Origin of the sequence: Kitasatospora sp. HUAS MG31, assembly GCF_040571325.1 — a bacterium.
In the GTDB taxonomy this organism is placed as follows: domain Bacteria; phylum Actinomycetota; class Actinomycetes; order Streptomycetales; family Streptomycetaceae; genus Kitasatospora; species Kitasatospora camelliae.
In genome coordinates, this window is sequence record NZ_CP159872.1 from 7,432,198 (window position 1) to 7,450,367 (window position 18,170).

15 protein-coding genes and 1 pseudogene are annotated in these 18,170 nt (G+C 74.6%); 10 read left to right on the forward strand and 6 right to left on the reverse strand.

Annotation, left to right across the window (positions count from 1 at the left end):
• Positions 1-565: 565 nt before the first annotated feature.
• The 3 genes and pseudogenes from ABWK59_RS33535 to gap form a co-directional block, all read left to right on the forward strand.
• Positions 566-1,111: pseudogene (locus tag ABWK59_RS33535) on the forward strand (uridine kinase family protein); the annotation flags it as partial.
• A 216-nt stretch (positions 1,112-1,327) separates the two neighbouring features.
• Positions 1,328-2,275, forward strand: coding sequence for a GlxA family transcriptional regulator (locus ABWK59_RS33540; RefSeq protein ID WP_354645184.1), 948 nt, complete (start codon positions 1,328-1,330; stop codon positions 2,273-2,275).
• Positions 2,276-2,460: 185 nt separating this feature from the next.
• Complete coding sequence (gap, locus tag ABWK59_RS33545; RefSeq protein ID WP_354644433.1) at positions 2,461-3,459, forward strand: type I glyceraldehyde-3-phosphate dehydrogenase; 999 nt, start codon at positions 2,461-2,463, stop codon at positions 3,457-3,459.
• 167 nt (positions 3,460-3,626) lie between these two features.
• Here gap and ABWK59_RS33550 read toward each other — a convergent pair whose 3' ends face one another.
• Complete coding sequence (locus tag ABWK59_RS33550; RefSeq protein WP_354644434.1) at positions 3,627-4,709, reverse strand: lytic polysaccharide monooxygenase auxiliary activity family 9 protein; 1,083 nt, start codon at positions 4,707-4,709, stop codon at positions 3,627-3,629.
• A 333-nt stretch (positions 4,710-5,042) separates the two neighbouring features.
• Here ABWK59_RS33550 and ABWK59_RS33555 point away from each other — a divergent pair, with 333 nt between their 5' ends.
• Positions 5,043-6,683, forward strand: a complete 1,641-nt coding sequence (locus ABWK59_RS33555; RefSeq protein ID WP_354644435.1) for a serine/threonine-protein kinase — start codon at positions 5,043-5,045, stop codon at positions 6,681-6,683.
• Between the two features lie 3 nt (positions 6,684-6,686).
• Here the strand turns inward: ABWK59_RS33555 and ABWK59_RS33560 are convergent, their stop codons facing one another.
• Complete coding sequence (locus tag ABWK59_RS33560; RefSeq protein ID WP_354644436.1) at positions 6,687-7,271, reverse strand: hypothetical protein; 585 nt, start codon at positions 7,269-7,271, stop codon at positions 6,687-6,689.
• A 452-nt stretch (positions 7,272-7,723) separates the two neighbouring features.
• Here ABWK59_RS33560 and ABWK59_RS33565 point away from each other — a divergent pair, with 452 nt between their 5' ends.
• The 4 genes from ABWK59_RS33565 to ABWK59_RS33580 all read left to right on the forward strand — a co-directional run bounded on the left by ABWK59_RS33565 (position 7,724) and on the right by ABWK59_RS33580 (position 11,614).
• Positions 7,724-7,957 (forward strand): ferredoxin, encoded by a 234-nt coding sequence (locus ABWK59_RS33565; RefSeq protein ID WP_354644437.1) that lies wholly within the window; start codon positions 7,724-7,726, stop codon positions 7,955-7,957.
• Positions 7,947-9,341 carry an NAD(P)/FAD-dependent oxidoreductase gene (locus tag ABWK59_RS33570; RefSeq protein ID WP_354644438.1) on the forward strand — a complete coding sequence of 465 codons (1,395 nt, stop codon included), beginning with the start codon at positions 7,947-7,949 and terminating at the stop codon, positions 9,339-9,341. The genes ABWK59_RS33565 and ABWK59_RS33570 overlap by 11 nt, the downstream gene beginning before the upstream one ends.
• Positions 9,342-9,460: 119 nt before the next feature.
• Positions 9,461-10,708, forward strand: a complete 1,248-nt coding sequence (locus tag ABWK59_RS33575; protein ID WP_354644439.1) for a cytochrome P450 — start codon at positions 9,461-9,463, stop codon at positions 10,706-10,708.
• Between the two features lie 294 nt (positions 10,709-11,002).
• On the forward strand, positions 11,003-11,614 hold the full coding sequence (locus ABWK59_RS33580) for an HIT family protein (RefSeq protein WP_354644440.1): 612 nt from the start codon (positions 11,003-11,005) through the stop codon (positions 11,612-11,614).
• Positions 11,615-11,830: 216 nt separating this feature from the next.
• On the opposite strand, the gene ABWK59_RS33585 is transcribed toward ABWK59_RS33580, so the two are convergent.
• From ABWK59_RS33585 to ABWK59_RS33595, 3 genes are all read right to left on the reverse strand, one after another.
• Complete coding sequence (locus tag ABWK59_RS33585) at positions 11,831-12,361, reverse strand: hypothetical protein (protein ID WP_354644441.1); 531 nt, start codon at positions 12,359-12,361, stop codon at positions 11,831-11,833.
• 181 nt (positions 12,362-12,542) lie between these two features.
• Positions 12,543-13,562 carry a GNAT family N-acetyltransferase gene (locus ABWK59_RS33590; protein ID WP_354644442.1) on the reverse strand — a complete coding sequence of 340 codons (1,020 nt, stop codon included), beginning with the start codon at positions 13,560-13,562 and terminating at the stop codon, positions 12,543-12,545.
• A 487-nt stretch (positions 13,563-14,049) separates the two neighbouring features.
• A complete protein-coding gene (locus ABWK59_RS33595; RefSeq protein WP_354644443.1) occupies positions 14,050-15,012 on the reverse strand; it encodes an SDR family NAD(P)-dependent oxidoreductase in 963 nt (320 codons plus the stop codon).
• A gap of 190 nt (positions 15,013-15,202) precedes the next feature.
• Between ABWK59_RS33595 and ABWK59_RS33600 the strand changes: the two genes are divergently transcribed.
• On the forward strand, positions 15,203-16,357 hold the full coding sequence (locus tag ABWK59_RS33600; protein ID WP_354644444.1) for a carboxylate-amine ligase: 1,155 nt from the start codon (positions 15,203-15,205) through the stop codon (positions 16,355-16,357).
• Between the two features lie 239 nt (positions 16,358-16,596).
• Positions 16,597-17,082 (forward strand): carboxymuconolactone decarboxylase family protein, encoded by a 486-nt coding sequence (locus ABWK59_RS33605; RefSeq protein ID WP_354644445.1) that lies wholly within the window; start codon positions 16,597-16,599, stop codon positions 17,080-17,082.
• 85 nt (positions 17,083-17,167) lie between these two features.
• Here the strand turns inward: ABWK59_RS33605 and ABWK59_RS33610 are convergent, their stop codons facing one another.
• Positions 17,168-18,025, reverse strand: a complete 858-nt coding sequence (locus ABWK59_RS33610; protein ID WP_354644446.1) for an alkaline phosphatase family protein — start codon at positions 18,023-18,025, stop codon at positions 17,168-17,170.
• Positions 18,026-18,170: the final 145 nt, after the last annotated feature.

Below are 18,170 nucleotides of genomic sequence, written 5' to 3' on the forward strand. Positions count from 1 at the left end.
GCTCGACCGGGCACGGGCACGGGGCCGGGGGCGAGCGGCGGGCAGACACGAGCCTAGGACGCGGGGGTGCTGTCCGCCCGGGCCGCGCGGGGTGCTGTGCGCAGCGGGAGGGGCTCGCCTGTACTTGGGGGCGGTAGGTGGGTTAATCCTCCGTCCGCCGCGGGCTTTCGGTGGGCATCTTCCGGTTTCGCGCAGTTCTCATGGCCGACCGCGGGACCGACCCGCTCACCGTCCTGCAGGTCGCCGACCGCATCGGGGGAAAGCCGTTTGCCCCGGGCCGCGGAGGCCGCCCACGATGCTTCTCGTGTTCGCAGACATCCGGGGCCTCGACCCCGACCGGGTCGTCCGGCTGACCGCGCTCGCCCGGCAGTGCGAGCCGCTGCTCGCCGAGGACGGCGGCATGGAGCGGGTCCAGCGGGTGCTGGCGGAGCGAGGGGTGGAGCTCATGGACGCCGTCCTCGTCACCCGGGCCCTCCTCGGAGGCAGTCCGGGCGACCTCGGGACGGCAGAGGAGCTGGTGCTCACCAGCCCCGCCCGGGGCGCCGAGCCGCTCACTCCCCGGCGGATGGCGGAGACGGCCGTGCGGGCGCGGGACATCGCCGACGCCGTGCTCGGATCCGCCGCGACCCCGGGGGCCACCAGGCTGGTCGCCGTCGACGGCACCGGCGGGTCCGGCAAGACCACCCTGGCGGCAGCCGTGGCGGAACTGATCACCGGCGCCGTGGTCGTCCACGGGGACGACTTCTACCGCCCGATGCCCGAGGCCGAGCGCGAGCGGCTCGACGCCGAGCAGGGGTACCGGCGGTACTTCGACTGGGAGCGCCTCCGGGAGCAGGTGCTCGACCCGCTGCGCTCGGACCGCCCGGCCCGCTACCAGGTGTACGACTGGTCGACCGGGCGGCTCGGCGCCTGGCAGGAGGTCGCCCCGGGCGGTGTGGTGATCGTCGAGGGGGTGTACGCCGCCCGCCCCGAGCTGGCGCCCTGGTACCACCTCACCGTCTACGTCGACACCCCGCGCGAGACCTGCCTGCGGCGCGTCCGGGCGCGCGGGGAGAACTCCGAGGCGTGGATCGGGCGTTGGCGTGCCGCCGAGGAGCACTACCTGCGGACCGCGTGGCCGCAGACCCGGGCCGGACTTCCTCGTCAGGGGCGACTGAGCGAGGGGCCGGCGGGTCCGTCCGGATCCCCTGGACGCCGTCCCCGGGCCGGTGGCGGAGGCGGGAGCCGGGGTGAACCGAGGGCCGCCCGGTGGCAGGATGCTTGCGGTAGGGACGGTTCGGGTCACAGGGGGCCGGACCCGGCCGCGGGAGAAGGCGGAGGTGGCCCGGTGGCCACGAGGAAGCACCACGTCGCCGTGCTGGTCCTGGAGGGTGCGAAGCCGCTGGACGTCGGCATTCCCGCGCAGGTGTTCTCCAGCCGGCCGAGCATGCCGTACGAGGTGCGGGTCTGCGGTGCCGCGCCCGGGCTGGTGACCGGCGGCGACGGGCTCTCGTACCACGTGGCCGAGGGTTTGGAGGCCTTCGAGCAGGCGGACACCGTGTTCATCCCGGGCTACCGGGAGCCGGCGACCACCGAGCCGCCGGCCGCGGTGGTCGAGGCGCTGACGGCCGCCCACCAGCGCGGCACCCGGCTCGCGGCGATCTCCACCGGCGCGTTCGCGCTGGCCGCCACCGGGCTGCTGGACGGCAAGCGGGCCACCACCCACTGGCACTACAGCAAGGCGCTTGCCGCGCGGCACCCGCTGGTGCGGGTGGACGAGAACGTGCTGTTCGTGGACGAGGGCGACGTGCTCACCTCCGCCGGTGCGGCCTCCGGCATCGACCTGTGCCTGCACCTGGTCCGGCGTGACCACGGCGTCGGGCTCTCCAACCACGTCGCCCGGCGCCTGGTGGCGGCGCCGTACCGCAGCGGGGGCCAGGCCCAGTACGTGCCGCGCAGCGTGCCCGAGCCGCTCGGCGACCTGTTCGCCGACACCCGGGAGTGGGCCCTGGCGCACCTTGCCGAGCCGCTCACCCTGGAGGCGCTGGCCCGCAACGCTCGGGTCTCGGCCAGGACCTTCTCGCGGCGGTTCGTCGAGGACACCGGCTACACCCCGATGCAGTGGGTGCTGCGGGCCCGGGTGGACCTGGCGCGCGAACTGCTGGAACGCACCGACCTGGGCGTGGAGCAGATCGCCGACCGGGTCGGGCTGGGCACCGCCGCCAACCTGCGGCTGCACTTCCAGCGCATCCTCGGCACCTCCCCGACCGAGTACCGGCACACCTTCTCGGCGTGAGCCGCCGGCCGTCCTCGGCCTGAGCGGCCGCCCGGCCGCCCGGCCGCAGCGGAGGCGTGGCGAGATCCTTGCGGTCGATGGCGGGGAGTCTGGCGAGATCCTTGCGGACACTGGCATCCGGGCCACTGTCCGAGCACGACCGGTATGCCGACCATGGATGGCGGAACGCAACGAGAGGAAGCGCAATGACCCGCATCGCCGTCAACGGATTCGGCCGCATCGGACGCAACACCCTTCGCGCCCTGCTGGAGCGCGGCAGCGACCTGGAGGTCGTGGCGATCAACGACCTGAGCGCTCCCGAGTCCCTCGCGCACCTGCTCAAGTACGACAGCGCCCTCGGCCGCCTCGGCCGTTCCGTGGAGGTCGACGGCGGGGACCTGGTCGTCGACGGCCGCCGCATCAAGGTGCTGGCCGAGCGCGAGCCGGCGAACCTCCCGTGGGCCGAGCTGGGCGTGGAGATCGTGCTGGAGGCCACCGGCCGGTTCACCGCCGCGGCGGACGCCCGGGCCCACCTCAAGGCCGGCGCCAAGCGCGTCCTGGTCAGCGCCCCCTCCGACGGCGCCGACGTCACGCTCGCCTACGGTGTGAACACCGAGGCCTACGACCCGGCCCTGCACACGATCGTCTCCAACGCCTCCTGCACCACCAACGCGCTGGCCCCGCTGGCCGCCGTGCTGGACGACCTGGCCGGCATCGAGCACGGCTTCATGACCACGGTGCACGCCTACACCCAGGAGCAGAACCTCCAGGACGGCCCGCACCGCGACCTGCGCCGTGCCCGCGCCGCCGGCGTGAACATCGTGCCCACCACCACCGGCGCCGCCAAGGCGATCGGCCTGGTCCTGCCCAACCTGGACGGCAAGCTGTCCGGCGACTCGATCCGGGTGCCCGTCCCGGTCGGCTCCATCGTGGAGCTGAACACCACCGTCTCCCGCGAGGTCACCCGCGAGGAGGTGCTGGCCGCCTACGCCGCCGCCGCCGACGGCCCGCTCAAGGGCATCCTCGACTACGCCGACGAGCCGCTGGTCTCCGGCGACATCACCGGCCAGCCCGCCTCCTCCATCTTCGACGCCGCCCTCACCCGGGTCGACGGCAAGCACGTCAAGGTGGTGGCCTGGTACGACAACGAGTGGGGCTTCTCCAACCGCGTCATCGACACCCTCGAGATGCTCGCCCGCTCCTGACGCCGCGCCCCGTTCCTGGCGCTGCGCTCCGGCCCTGATCCTGCGCCCAGGGCCCGAGCCGGCGCCAGAACCAGGGCCCGAGCAAGAGCCTGACCGCCCGGCGGCCGGGGACCGGACACCCGTCCGGCTCCCGGCCGCCGTCGCGTTCCGCGGCGTTCAGCCGAGGACTACCGGAACTCGACGTCGCACACGGACAGGAAGAACTCACCCGTCTTGCGGCCGTTGCCCCCGTCCGGGGTGTCCGGGCCGCCGTGACCGCCCCACACGTGGACGATCGCGGCGCGGCCGGTCCGGTGCGGCAGGGTGGCGAACTCCCACTGCGTGGAGTCCTCTTCGCGGTCGGCGCCCTGCACCTCCACCAGGAACGGGACGGGCTCCAGGTCCTCCCAGGCCAGTCCGCCGGCCGGATCCCAGCCCTGCCGGGTCAGGAACCAGCGGTGCGACCAGGACTCCCCGGTGTGGTACGCCATGTAGTCGTAGCTGAAGGTGTGGCTGTCGGCGTCGGCCTTGAGCACCGTCACCGGCCAGTCGCCCAGGGAGCCGTCCGGTACCAGGTCCAGGCCCCGGAACGCCGGGTTGCCGGTGGAGGCGACGGTGTTGCCCTCGAAGAACTTGCGGTACTCCAGGTACTTCTGGGCGTCGTTCCACGGGTAGTCGGCGAGCATCCGCTCCGCGCCGGGCAGCACCTCCTGCCAGTCGGTGCTGGTGTTCAGCCGCCGCGCCTCGACGCAGATCGGCGCGGAGTCCGTGTCCCGGATCGCGGCCCCGGCCCGGCTGCGCGGCTGGTCCATCGTCCCGTGCCGGGGCGAGGCGGTGGTGGCGACGGCCGGGGCGTTCCGGCGCGGCTCCGGGGCCGACCAGGGCACGGCGCCGTCCCGCCGGACGGCCACCTCCTGCGTGAACTCGGTGAACTGCCCGTCCACCCTGGCCCGGAGCTTCACCCGGTACTCGGCCTCCGGCGCCTCGCCCAGGTCCACCCAGTGGGAGTTGGCCGGGGACCAGTCCCAGGCGGGCCAGTAGAGGTACAGGGTCTGGCGGGCCACGCCGTCGATCCACACCTCGTACTGGTGGGGGTACGGCGCCCTCCCCTCGTCCCAGTCCGCCGGCGGCGGCCACGCCGGGTGGTCGGGCTGGTTGTCCCCGATCTGCCAGCGCAGATGGATCCCGTACGTCCGGTGGTTGCCGTCGGCGCGGTGCTTCATGTCGGCGCGGAGCCCGGAAGGGCCGGCGCCGGCGACGCTGCTGCTCATGGTGTCCCTCGACGTGACGATTCGTCATCGAACCGATCGGTTCGCGACCTTGCTATCAGCGCGGACCGACGGCCGGGGGAGCGGCGCGCCCGCCGCGTCACCCGGACCAGCGAAATCGTCGTACCGCGGGGTCACGGGGTCACGGGGGCGGCGGGTCGCGTCGGCCGCTCGCCGTTTTTCCGATCTTCAGGCCGGAACCGGGTCGGTGGCCGATACCGTCTGGCGTGAAGGACGGGCTTGAAGGACGGGCGGCGTCACGGAAGAACGGCGCGACGGCAGGACGGCGAGGGGAACGGCGGCGTGGAGGCACTCGGGTCCGCGGACCCTCGACAGGTGGGCGAGTACCGGCTGCTCCGCAGGCTGGGCGCGGGCGGGATGGGCCAGGTGTTCCTGGGCCGGACCGCCGGCGGCCGTACGGTCGCGGTGAAGATGGTCCACTCGTCCTTCGCCGCCGACCGGGAGTTCCGGGTGCGCTTCCGGCAGGAGGTGGCGGCCGCCCGGCGGGTCGGCGGCCGCTGGACCGCGCCGGTGCTGGACGCCGACACCGAGAGCGACCACCCCTGGGTGGCCACCGGCTACATCGCCGGCCCGTCGCTCGGCTCGGCGGTCCGCATGTACGGCCCGCTGCCGGCCGCCGCCGTCCGCTCGCTCGGCGTCGGGCTCGCCGAGGCGCTGGACGTGGTGCACGGCCTCGGCCTCGTCCACCGGGACGTCAAGCCCTCCAACGTCCTGCTGGCCCTGGACGGACCGCGGCTCATCGATTTCGGCATCAGCCGGGCCCTGGACGCCGCGACCGCACTCACCCGCTCCGGGTTCATGGTCGGCTCACCCGGCTACCTCTCGCCCGAGCAGGCCGAAGGGCTGACCGTCGGCCCGGCCTCGGACGTCTTCTCGCTGGGCACGGTTCTGGCGTACGCCGCCACCGGCGTCCCGCCGTTCGGCGCGGGCGTGAGCACGCCGGTCCTGCTCTACCGGGTCCTGCACGAGGAACCCGACCTCGGCGGGCTCGACACGCTCGACCCCGGGCTGCGGGAGCTCGTCGCCGCCTGCCTCGCCAAGGACCCGGAACAGCGGCCGACCCCGGCCGCGCTCCGCGCCCGGCTGGTGGCGGAGGACGGCGCGGCGGCGGACCGGCTGACGGCGCGCGACTGGCTGCCGGCCCCGGTGGCGGGGGAGCTCGCCCGGCTCGCGGTGGACCTGCTGGACCTCGACCCGGACGCAGATCCTTCGCAGGCAGCAACCCCCGCACAGGTGGAGGCCGTTGAGGAACCGTCGGGCTACTCCCTCCGTACTCCGACGGTCTCGGGCATGACCGTGGCGCCGCCGCCTCCGGACCACCCGCCCACGGGGGCCGCCACGGCGGCCTCCGCCCCGCTCCCCGCCGAGACCCGGGCGGCGGCGGACGGGACCGTCCCCCGCAGCCGGGTCCTGCCGGTCGTCGCCGCCGTGGTGGCGGTGGTGCTGGCGGCCGGTGCGGCCGTCTACTTCGCCGGCATCCCGGGCACCCACAAGGCGGGCGGCGGGAAGCAGGCCGGCGGCGCCCGTTCGGTCGCGGCCACCGGTCCGTCCACGGAGGCGAGTTCGCCGACCTCCGCCGCTGCGAGCCCGGCCACGGACCCGTCCGCGAAGCCGGACGCCGGGACGATACCCGCCGGCTTCCTGGGCGGCTGGCACGGCAGCCTCACCAACCGCCAGAGCGGCATCGCGGCCGACCTCGAGATCACCGTCGCCCAGGGCCGCAAGGGCGACCCGGTCGGGACCATCCACAACAACACCGGCCCCGGCACCCGGTACTGCGACTCCGTCGCCGACCTGATCGGCGTCGGCACCGACCGCCTGGTCCTCAAGACGCGGACGATGAGCGCCCTCACCGGCTGCGTGGCCGACCCGCACGAGCAGGTCTACACCCTCAACGCCGACGGCAGCCTCCACCTCACCGTCGGCGCCTTCGCCGGAGACCTCACCCGGAGCTGACCGCTAGCGCGGCTGCAGCCGGGGCTCGCTCGGGCGGCCGTCCGGGGCCACGGTGAACACCGTGACCTGCTTGTCCGCGGTCACCGTGATCCGGTCGGGGCCGGTCCACTCGGCGTGCTGGAAGTACGCGCCCCTGTCCCAGACGCCCAGGTCCCAGTGGCGGGTGGACCAGCCGCTGCCGGTCAGCAGCTCCACGCGGTACACCGGGTCGATCGAGAAGGCGACGTCGGTGACGTTTACCACGCGGTCCGGGTGGTCCGGAGCCGCGGTCCGGGCGACCGGGCGAGCGTCCCCGCCGAGAGCGAACGACAGGAACGCGACCGGCAGCCCGGCGACCCCGAGGGCGACCAGGACGACCGCGAAGCCGATCTGCGACCACCTGGTGCGGAACTCGAACTCGACCACCGCCGAGACCACGGTCAGCACGACCGCCGCCCCCAGCTGCAGCACCGGATGGTTGAGCCACCGCTCGACCACCACCAGCCCACCCGGCCGCGAGGCGAGGAACCCCGGCAGGTACGACAGCAGCGCCAGCACCGCCAACCCCCGCAGCCCCCACACGATCCGCCTGCGACGCCCGTCCGTCATCCGTTCCTCCCAGTGATCATCCGGGCGGACTGTACTACGGGCCGCCTCCCCACGGTCGACCGGCCGAGGTCCCACCGGGCAGCTCGTCAGGTGAGCCGGTCCCGCGCCAAGCCGGAGACGCCGCCGAGCCTGGCCGCCGCCGTGTCCACCACACCGGTGCGGACGGACTGTCCGACCTCGACGTCGGGGTTCGTAGGCGGCGTTCCGCTCCGCCACGGTCTCGTCGAAGGTCCGGCCCGGCCGGACCCGCAGGAAGTGGAGCTCGTAGGTCACCGACCGCAGCCTACGGCCGAGGGCCCACGGCTCTCGATCCCGCGGCCGGCTCGTCCCGCGGCGCGCGGCCGCGCGGGGGCGCGGGGGCGGGTCACTCCTCCGGGCAGCTCCGGTGGGCACGACCGGCGGGCCTGCCCGAGGCTGGCAGGGAATGTGCCCTCCCGGAAAGGCGGAGCCCGATGAGGCTGGTCGTCGATCTCAACCGCTGCCAGGGATACGCGCAGTGTGCGTTCCTGGCACCGGATGTCTTCACCATGCACGGTGACGAGGCCCTGCTGTACGACCCGCACGCCGAACCCGCGCAGCGCGAGCACGTCGCGCGCGCCGCAGCGGCCTGTCCCGTCCAGGCGATCCTCGTGGACGACCTGGACGGCGCCCCCGGCCCGGCTGAGGAGGCCCCCGGTGATCGGTGACGGCAGCATCGACCGGCTCCGGCGCGAGGGCCGCATCGTCATCGTCGGCGCCTCCCTCGCGGGACTCCGTGCCGCGGAAACCCTCCGCGAGAAGGGTTTCACCGGCTCGCTCACCGTGATCGGCGACGAGCCCCACCCGCCGTACGACCGGCCGCCGCTGTCCAAGCAGGTGCTCCTCGGCAAGGCCGCCCCCGAGCACACCACCCTGCCCCGGCGCCTGGACGTGGACGCCCACTGGCGGCTCGGCCACGCCGCCACCGGCCTGGACATGGCCGCCCGGCGGGTCCGCCTCGCCGACGGCGACGAGGTCGAGTACGACCGGCTGCTCATCGCCACCGGCGTCCGCGCCCGGCCCTGGCCCGTCGAGGCCGAGGCCGGCCTCGACGGCGTCTTCGTGCTGCGCACCCGCGACGACGCCACCCGGCTGCACCGCCGGCTGACCGAGGAGACCCGACGGGTCCTGGTGATCGGCGCCGGCTTCACCGGGTCGGAGATCGCCTCCGCCTGCCGCGAGCGGGACCTCCCGGTGACCGTCGCCGAGCGCGGCAGCTCGCCCCTGGTCGGCGCGCTGGGCGGGGTGATCGGCGAGGTGGCCCGGCAGATGCACCTCGACGCCGGTGTCGACCTGCGGTGCGGCGTCATGGTGACCGCCCTGGAGGGCGACACCGCCGGCCGGGTGCGGTCCGCCGTGCTCTCCGACGGCGGCACCATCGACACCGACGTGGTGGTCGTCTCGCTCGGCGCCACCCGCAACACCGAGTGGCTCGCCGGCTCGGGACTCGGTGCCGGCCCCCGCGGCATCGCCTGCGACGCCGGCTGCCGGGCCTTCGACGTCCGCGGCATCGTCACCGACGACGTGTTCGTGGCCGGCGACGTCGCCCGCGCCCCGCACCCGCTGTTCGGCTACCAGTTCCTCTCCCTGGAACACTGGGGCAACGCCGTGGCCCAGGCCGAGATCGCCGCCCACAACATGATCAGCCACGCCACGGACCGCATCCCGCACCTGTGGGTCCCCGCCTTCTGGTCCTCCCAGTTCGGCGTGAACATCAAGTCCGTCGGGGTGCCCGCGCTGGGCGAGGAGATCCTGGTCACCCAGGGCTCGCTGGCCGACCGCCGGTTCACCGCCGTGTACGGGCACCAGGGACGCGTCATCGGCGCCGTCACCTTCGACCACGGCCGCTGGCTGCCCTTCTACCAGGAGCTGATCGAGCGGACCGCGCCGTTCCCGCCGCCGTTCCCCACCCTGGACCGGCGCGCCGACGGACGCGGACCGGTCCCGGCCGAGTTCCCCGACCCGTCCGTGCCCACGCACGGCCCGACCGTCACCGTCAGCGGCTACTCCCCGGCCGACCGGCGGATCACGTTCACGCCCGGCCGGGCGTGACCCGCCCGCAGTGCCGACGCGTCAGCACCGCCGACGAGCCCGCAGCGCGCAGCGCCGACGCGTCCGCAGCGCTCGCAGCGCCGACGAGCCCGCACCGCCGACGAGCCCAAGGACCCGCCATGACCGACACCTCGCTGTTCCAGCAGATCACCGACTACGCCAACCGCGCCGACCCGTACCCCCTCTACACCGAGCTGCGGAAGAGCCCGGTCCACCGCGACGAGACCGGCGTGTACGTGGTCGGCGGGTACCACGACATCCTCAGCCTGCTGCACGACCCACGGATCAGCTCCGACGCCCGCAACCGGGCCGAACAGCCCGGCGGATCCGCCCTGCCCGGGGAGGAGGACGAGGGCGACGGCGTCCTGCCGCCGACCTTCCTGCGCCTCGACCCTCCCGAGCACGACCGGCTGCGCGCCATCACCAACCGGCCCTTCGGCCCCCCGCACAGCCCCCGGCGGATCGACGGCATGCGCGGTGAACTCCGCACCATCGTCACCGACCTGATCGACCACCTCGACGGCGGGGACGGCACCCTCGACGTGGTCGAACAGTTCTCCTACCCCTTCCCCGTCACCGTGATCTGCCGGCTCCTCGGCATCCCCCGCGCCGACGAGTCCCGCTTCCACAGCTGGGCCGACACCCTCGTCAGCACCCTCGACCCGCGGCCCGACGTGGACACCGCCGAACGCGTCCGCATCGCCCAGCAGGCCCGGCTCGAACTCGGCATGTACCTCAACGCCCTGCTCGACGAACGCCGCAAGAAGCCCGGCGACGACATGCTCTCCCACCTGGTCGCCGGGAACGCGCCGGAGGGCCGGATGAGCGGCATGGAGGTGCTCGCCACCGCAGCCCTGCTGCTCATCGCCGGACACGAGACCACGGTCAACCTCATCACCAACGGCATGCTCACCCTGCTGCGCCACCCCGAGATCCTGGAACGGCTGCGCGAGGACCCGCGGTTGGCCGTGCCGCTGGTCGAGGAACTGCTGCGGTTCGAGCCGCCCGTGCAGATGCTCCCCAACCGCAGCCCGATCGCCGACATCGAGCTGCACGGGGTCACCGTCCCCAAGGGCTCCCCGCTCTGCCTGGTCGTCGCCTCCGGCAACCGGGACCCCGCGCGGTTCGAGGACCCCGACCGGTTCGACCCCGACCGCCGGGACGTCCAGCACCTCGGCCTCGGCAGCGGCGTCCACAGCTGCTTCGGCGCACCGCTCGCCCGGCTGGAGGCCCAGCTCGCCCTGGCCGAACTCGCCCGCCGGCTGGAGGCACCGCGGCTGCTGGAGGACCCGCCGCCGTACCGCCAGAACGCCGTGCTGCGCGGGCCCCGCCACCTGCGGATCGCCGTGGACGGCGTCCGGCCGTAGCGGAACGCGTCCCACCCGGGCCGGAACCGGTCCCGGCCCGGGTCGGAGCGCCGGTCCTGCGCCTCCGGTACCGGAGGGCGGCCTTCGACCGTGTCCAGGCGGCGGACGAGGGCGCGGAGAGCGCGGATCTCACGGTCGAGGGCCTGGCCGCCCGCCGGGGTCAGGGCGACCCAGGTGCGGGGGCGGCGGCCGGCGGTGAGCAGCGCGCCGGTGGCGCGGCCGGTGGCGCTGACGAGGGTGTTCCGGAGGGCCCCGGCAGCGGCTGATCGTTCGTCATCTGACAGGCTCGGGGCCATGATCGATGAGAACGGCACCACCAGTCCGTACGTCGCGCGCCTGCCGATCGGCGAGCGCATCCCGCTGCCCGAGGACGGTATCCCGTTCTGGGAGGTCTTCCCGTACGAGGGCGATCTGCGGATCAAGGTGCTGGAGCGGCCCGAGCTTCCCGAGCCGCCTCGGGACGGCGAGGACGGGCCGGAGACCTGCAAGGAGTGCGCCCGCGAGGACGCCGACTTCCTGTGGACGGACGACCGTTGGCGGCTGGCCGGACTGGGCGGGCCGACCGCGCTGCCCACCATGCTGCTGCTGGAGCCGCGGGCCCACCACGACCTGACGGACCTGCCCGCCGACCTCGCCGCCGAGCTCGGTCCGATGCTCCAGCGGGTGGAGCGGGCCGTGCTGTCGCTCGGCGGCGTCGGCCGGGTGCACGTGAACCGGTGGGGCGACGGCTCCGCCCACCTCCACCTGTGGCTGATCGCCCGGCCCGAGGGCATGATGCAGCTGCGCGGCACCTGCCTGCCGCTCTGGGACGACGTGCTGCCGAAGGCGCCGGTGGAGGAGTGGCGGGAGACCAACCGGCGGATCGCCGCGGCCATGGCCGCCGACGGCGGCACCGCGCACCTCTGAGGAACGCGCCGGGGCGGGCCGGGCAGCCGGGGCGGGCCGTAGGTGCGGTCCGCCCCGGCGGGGGATCGGCCGGTGCAGGGTCAGGCGTGGGTGAGGCTCGCGAGGCCGAGGCCGTCGGTGCCGGCGTTCGGCCCTACTCGTCTGCTTACACGGTGAGTTGACGGATCGTCTGAATCGGTGGCGGGGGATCATGTCCCCGACCATGGGTGGGCGGGGTCACTCGTAGACGCGGGCGGCGCCCAGCTGCCAGGCGACGGAGGCCCAGGTGACCGGTTCGATCGGGGGGACGTCCGGGAAGGCCGGGGGCCGGTGGAGGCTGTCGTCGAGCCAGGACTCCCAGGATTCGAGGAAGCCGGCCAGCGAGGCGCTCGCCCAGCCGCCGCCGTCGCCGGCCCACTGCCCGCGGGCCCGCCGGTCCGCCCGCCAGGCGCGGTCGCGGGCGAAGTCGGCGGCCAAGGCGGCGAGCAGGAGGCGCAGTTCGGTGGAGGTGGCGACCGGCGGTCCGTCCAGGGGTGCGGGTTCGGCGGGGCCGTGAGCCGGCGCGGCCAGCGCGCCGAGCAGCTGGTCGGCCAGCCCGGGCCAGCCGGGATCCGGGGCGCCGTCGGGCAGAGCGGCGGCCCAGCGCTGGAGGAGGTCGTCGACCTGCGGGGCGTCGGGCCCGAGGCCGTCCAGGTGCTCGACCAACAGGCGCAGCAGGGCGCGGAATTGCCGACCGGTGGTGATGGTGTGGGGCGCGGGGATCGTCACCGCGCGAGCGTACGGCGGGCGGGGGTGGACGGCGAGCGAGTATCCGGTGGACGGTCTGCGGCGTCTCGCCCGGCCTGCTGGGGGTGAGGCTCATGGGGCGGGTGACCGTGGGGCGGAGGGCGGAGGGCGGTGGGTGAGATCGGGCCTCACCCGCCGCCCTCCGCCCTCCGCCGTCGCGGGGTCAGGCCGGGTCGCCCGGCTGCCACAGCGGCTTGAGCTGGGCGACCCAGGTGTCCTTGACGGTGAACCCGACCTGCTCGTACAGCCCGAGCGCGCCGGTCGGCGAGCCCGCGTCCACCCCCAGCGAGGCGGTCGCGAACCCGGCCTCGCGCGCCGCGGCCAGCGCCTGCACCAGCAGCGCCGAGGCGATGCCCCGCTTGCGCCCCTGGCGCCGGGTGCCGACCAGGCTGATGTACAGGTCCCGCTCGCCGGTGGCCTCGGAGTGCGCCGCGTACTCCTCGGCGAGCACGATGCCCAGCGCCTCGCCCGCGCCGTCGGCGCCCTCGCCCGTGGCGCTGCCGCCCTCGTACGCGATGAACCCGAGCTCGGGGCGGAAGGCGGGGCCCTCGGTCATGTGCGCCCAGCTCTCGACCGTCGACTCGGTGGAGCCCCAGTGGTCGCGGAACGCCTCGTTGCGTACCAGCCGCGCGTCCTCGGAGCGCTCGGCGGTGAAGCGGCGGGCCTCGACGCCGTCCGGCATGGGGAGGTCGGGCAGCGGCTTGGTCAGGTCCCGGGTCATGCCGTGGAACCAGCGGGCGGCGGTGTAGCCGTGCGCCTCGTACAGCGCCGCGGCCGCCGTGTCGCGGGCCAGGCTGGAGCTGTACAGGCTGAGCGGACGGTCCGGGTAGCGCTCGCGGTGCAGCGGCAGGGCCGCCTGCTCCGCCCACGCCAGCAGCTCCGCGCCCACGCCGCGCCCGCGGTACGCGGGGTGCACGGCGCCGAGGTAGTAGAACTCGTGCACCTGGTCGGCGGCCGTCCGGGCCTTCAGATAGCCGTAGCCGATCATCCGCTCGCCGTCGTACACCGCGAGCGAGCCGCGCGGGAAGTCGCAGTACGGGTCCGCCAGCATGGCGTGGAGGTCCTCGGCGCCGTGATGCTCGTCCACCCGGTCCTCGGCCTCGACGGCGGCCAGCAGCTCCAGCCAGTCCTCGATCTGCTCGACCCCGATCGGCCGCCGGTCGAAACGCGCATCAGTACCCATGCCGCGGATTCTGGACGCCGTGGCCCGGCGACCGCCAACGAATTTCCCGCTCCTCCGGGCCGGAGGCGGGATCGGAGGCGGACCGGGGGAGGGTCAGGGCCGGGTCGGGGTCGATCCGGATGTCGGGGTGGGCGGGGGTCGATCAGGATGGCTCGCGTCGTCAACGAACCATCGCCCGTAGCGATCTCACGGAGTGTCAGATGAAGCCGCTCGCCCGCCGGCACCTCCTGCGCGCCGGCCAGGCCTGCTTCGGCGCCGCCCTGATGTCCACCCCGCTGCCGGGCGGCGGCGTGCTCTGGGGCAAGACCGGCCACGACGACGGCTACGCCAGCGGCATGTTCGCCACCCGCGACCTGGCGCCGCGCGGCGTCTACTCGGTCTCCAACCTCAGCCTCGACTTCGGCGCGCCGACCCCGCTCGCCGGCCGCCTGCTGACGGCGGTCCTGGCACCCTCCACCCCGCGGGGCCGAAAAGGAGGGGGAGCAGGTCAGTCGCGGAAGGCGTTCACGCCGGTCAAATCGGCGGAGAGGGACCAGAGTCGGGCGGCCTCGCGCGGGTCCACCGCGTACGGGCGGACGCCGGGGGTGTCGTCCTCGGAGAGTTCGGCGATGTCGCAGTCCTGGAGGTAGACGCCGCCGGTCCCTTCCAGGCGTGGGGAGGTCGCCGCCCAGACCTGGGTGGCGGCCCCCTGCTCCGGGCTCTTGAACGCCGGGTGGACGTTGCCCGCCTCGTCGATCCAGCCGCGCGCGATCATCTCCTCGCGCGCCATGTGCCGCTGGAGCGGCGTCATGATCCCGCCGGGGTCGACGGCGAAGGCCCGGACGCCGTGCTCCCGCCCCAGCGCGTCGAGGTGCACCGCGAACAGCGCGTCGGCGGTCTTCGACTGCCCGTAGGCGACCGTCTTGTCGTAGCCGGTCTCGAACATGACGTCGTCCCAGCGGATCGGCGACCGGCGGTGGCCGGAGGAGCTGAGCGCGACGACCCGTCCGCCGCCGTCCGCCGCGAGGGCCGGCCAGAGCCGGTTCGCCAGGGCGAAGTGCCCCAGGTGGTTGGTGGCGAAGTGGGCCTCCCAGCCCGGTCCGATCCGGGTCTCGGGCAGCCCCATCACCCCCGCGTTGTTGAGCAGCACGTCGATGCCGCGGCCGCTCGCCAGGAACTCCTCCGCGAAGGCGGCGATGCTCGCGGGGTCGGCGAGGTCCAGCCGGCGCACCTCCGCCCGGTCGGCCTCCGCGCCCGTCTCCGCGAGGACCTCCACCGCCGCCTCCGGCCGCCGGACCGCGACCACCACGACCGCGCCGGCTTCCAGCAGCGCCCGCGTCGTCGCCAGGCCCAGGCCCGAGGCCCCGCCGGTCACCACGGCCAGGCGGCCCTCCAGGTCGAGGCCGGCCAGGACCTCGGCCGCGGTGCTGCGCGCTCCGAACCCGGAGTCGATGGGGTGCTGTGCGGTCATGGCGCCGACGCTACCGGCCGGATCCGGCGGGTCCGGGTTGCCCGGCGGTCGTCGGGCCGGCGTGTCGGACTGCCGGGTGGCCCGGGGGCCGGGGTGCGTTCCGTGGCCGGCGGGCGGCGGAGCGTGGTCGGCGGCGTCCGGTTTCGGGTGGGACGGGTGTGGCGGGCGGGTCAGCGGGTAGCCCGGAGGTATGGACACCGGTACCGGCGCGGCGCGCGGCGGGGGTCCCGGCCCGGACACGGGCGCAGCCCCGACCGTCGGCGTCGAGGAGGAGTACCTGCTGCTGGACCCGGAGAGCGGTCTTCCGCTGCCCCGGGTCGACGAGGTGCGGAAGGTGGCCGGACTGCATCCCGCGGTGCACCACAGCGAGCTGCAGAACGAGCTGCTGAAGGCGCAGGTCGAGGTGGCCACCCCGGTCTGCCAGGAGCTCTCCGAGGTCGGCGGGCACCTGCTGCGCCTGCGGCACGCGCTCGCGGCGGCCGCGGAGTCGGCCGACTGCCGGCTCGCGGCCTGCGGAACCGCCCCGTACGCGCCCACCACGCCCCCGGAGATCGTCGACGACCCGCGGTACCACTCGATCCGGCGGATCGTGTCGCGGCTGGCCGACGAGGCGATGATCAACGGGATGCACGTGCACGTGGCCATCCCCGACCCGCAGACCGGCGTGGAGGTGCTCAACCGGATGCGGCCCTGGATGCCGGTGTTCATCGCGCTGGCCGCCAACTCGCCGCTCTGGTACGGCATCGACACCGGGTACGCCAGCTGGCGCACGGTGGTCTTCGGCCGCTGGCCGATCAGTGGCATCCCGCCGCTCTTCGCGGACGCGGAGGACTACGAGCGCCGGATCGACCACCTGCTGGAGGCCCGGCTGATCCGCGACCGCGGGCAGGTGTACTGGCAGGCCCGGCTGTCCGCCAAGTTCCCGACCGTGGAGCTGCGGGCGATGGACGTGCAGCTGCGCGCCGACGAGGCGGTGATGCTGGCGGGCCTGGTCCGGGCGCTGGTGGTCACGGTGACCCGGGAGGCGGCCGCCGGACGTCCGGTCGGGGGCCGGACGCCGGAGAGCCTGGAGGGCGCCGGGTGGCACGCCGCCCGGTACGGCCTGGACGACACCCTGCACGACGCCGCGACCGGACTCTCCCGGCCGGCCGCCGACCTCGTCCACGGCATGCTGGAGTACCTCGCGCCCGTCCTGGAGGAGCTGGGCGACACCCGCGCGGTGGTGCCGCTGGTGGAGCGCCTGCTCCGGGAGGGCAACGGCGCCGGACGTCAGCGCCGCCACCTCTCCGAGGGCGGACGGGCCGGGCTGGTCGCGATGATCGCCGCCGAGAGCGCGGCGGCCTGAGACGGGAAGCTGGGGCGCGGGTCATTGTGCGCGAGGGTGAATTTTCGCATTCCCGGCGCCCGGAATGCACCGTCCGTCAGCCTGGGAACACGGGTATGCGGATCTCCCGTTCCGTCCCCGTGGACGGAGTGAGAGGCCGTCGCCAGGAGGGTGGCGCAGGTCACATCCGGGGGTGTCACGGTGGGGCGGGCTGTCTCGTCTCGGGGGTGTAGGCACCGAGACCGACGGAGGAGCACCCGATGGACGCACGACTGAACTACTTCGCCAGCCCGATCGCCGGGACCGTCCTGAAGTCGGCGATGGCGGCGGGCAAGGCGATCAAGGGATCGCCGCTGCCGGCCGCCACCCAGGAGCTGGTCGCGCTGAGGGTCAGCCAGATCAACGGCTGCGCCTTCTGCATCGACATGCACACCAAGGACGCGGCCGCCGCCGGGGAGAGCGCGGTTCGGCTGAACCTGGTGGCGGCGTGGCGGGAGGCCACCGTCTTCACCGAGGCCGAGCGGGCCGCGCTGGAGCTGGCGGAGCAGGGCACCCGGATCGCGGACGCGGCCGGCGGGGTGCCCGACGAGGTGTGGGCGCGCGCCGCCCTGCACTACGACCAGGAGCAGCTCACCGCGCTGACGGTGCTGGTCTCCTTCATGAACCTGGTGAACCGGCTGAACGTCATCGCCCAGCAGCCGGCCGGGAGTTACGAGCCGGGGAAGTTCCCGGTGCAGGCCCACTGAGGGACTGCCGGGCCCGCCGGGCCGATCCCGCAGCCTCGCGTGGCGGGATCGCCCCGGCGGAGCGCGGCAGGGCTCAGGGCAGGGCTCAGGCGGGGACGGCCGCCGCGGTGAACGGCTGCCCGTCCAGGGACCAGTGCGGGTCGGGGGCGATGCCCAGGGCGCTGTACGCGTGGGCGGCGACGTCCGCGTGGCGGAGGCCGGCCGGGGCGGGGCCGGCGGGGATGTCGGGTCCGCAGGCGGCGATCCAGGCGGTGACCACCTCCTCGGAACGTCCGCCGTGGCCGCCCTCGTCGCGGTGGCCGTGGTCGGTCACCACGATGACCGTCCACTCCTCCTCGGCGTACCCGGGCCGCCGGCGCAGCGCGTCGAGGACCTGCCCGAGACGCCGGTCCGCGGTCTCGGCCGAGCTGCGGTACTCCGGGCCGCAGCCGAGGAAGTGGGCCGTCTCGTCGACCGCGCCGAAGTAGACGAAGGCGGCGTCGAGGTCGGGGATGGTGGCGAGGACGCGGGCGGCCTCGTCGGCCACGGCCTGGTCGCAGTCCTCCCAGCCCTCGGGGGTGTCGGCGGTGGGCGCGATGTAGCTGAGCCGGCTGGGCGCGGTGAACAGCGGGCCGCCCTCGCGGGCGAGGAACATCGGGGTCCAGCCGCCGATCGCCAGGGTCCGCCGGCCGTGTTCGGCGGCCAGTCGGGTGGTGAAGTCGGGGAAGACGTCGAGGCGGTGGCCGTCGAAGCGGTTGCCCCAGATGCCGTGCTTGGCGACCGAGACACCGGTGACGATGGTGGCCCAGCAGGGGCCGGACATGGTCGGGGTGGCCGCGTCGATCTCCACCCGCCCGAGGAAGCCGGCGGCGGCGACCTCGTCGAGGCGAGGGGTGTGCAGCGAGGGCAGCAGGTCGAGGCGGACACCGTCGATGCCGACGACCAGGATCCTACGGGTGTTCATCTCTGGGCTCTCCAGGTGCAAGGAGCCGAAAACGGCAGGTGGGGGAGGGGCGCGGAAGATCCGGGGGCTCGTGGCGCGGTACGGCGGGAGAAGGCCGGAGGGGGTGGGGCCGGCTGTGGGGATGACCCGAGCGTAGGGGGCGGTC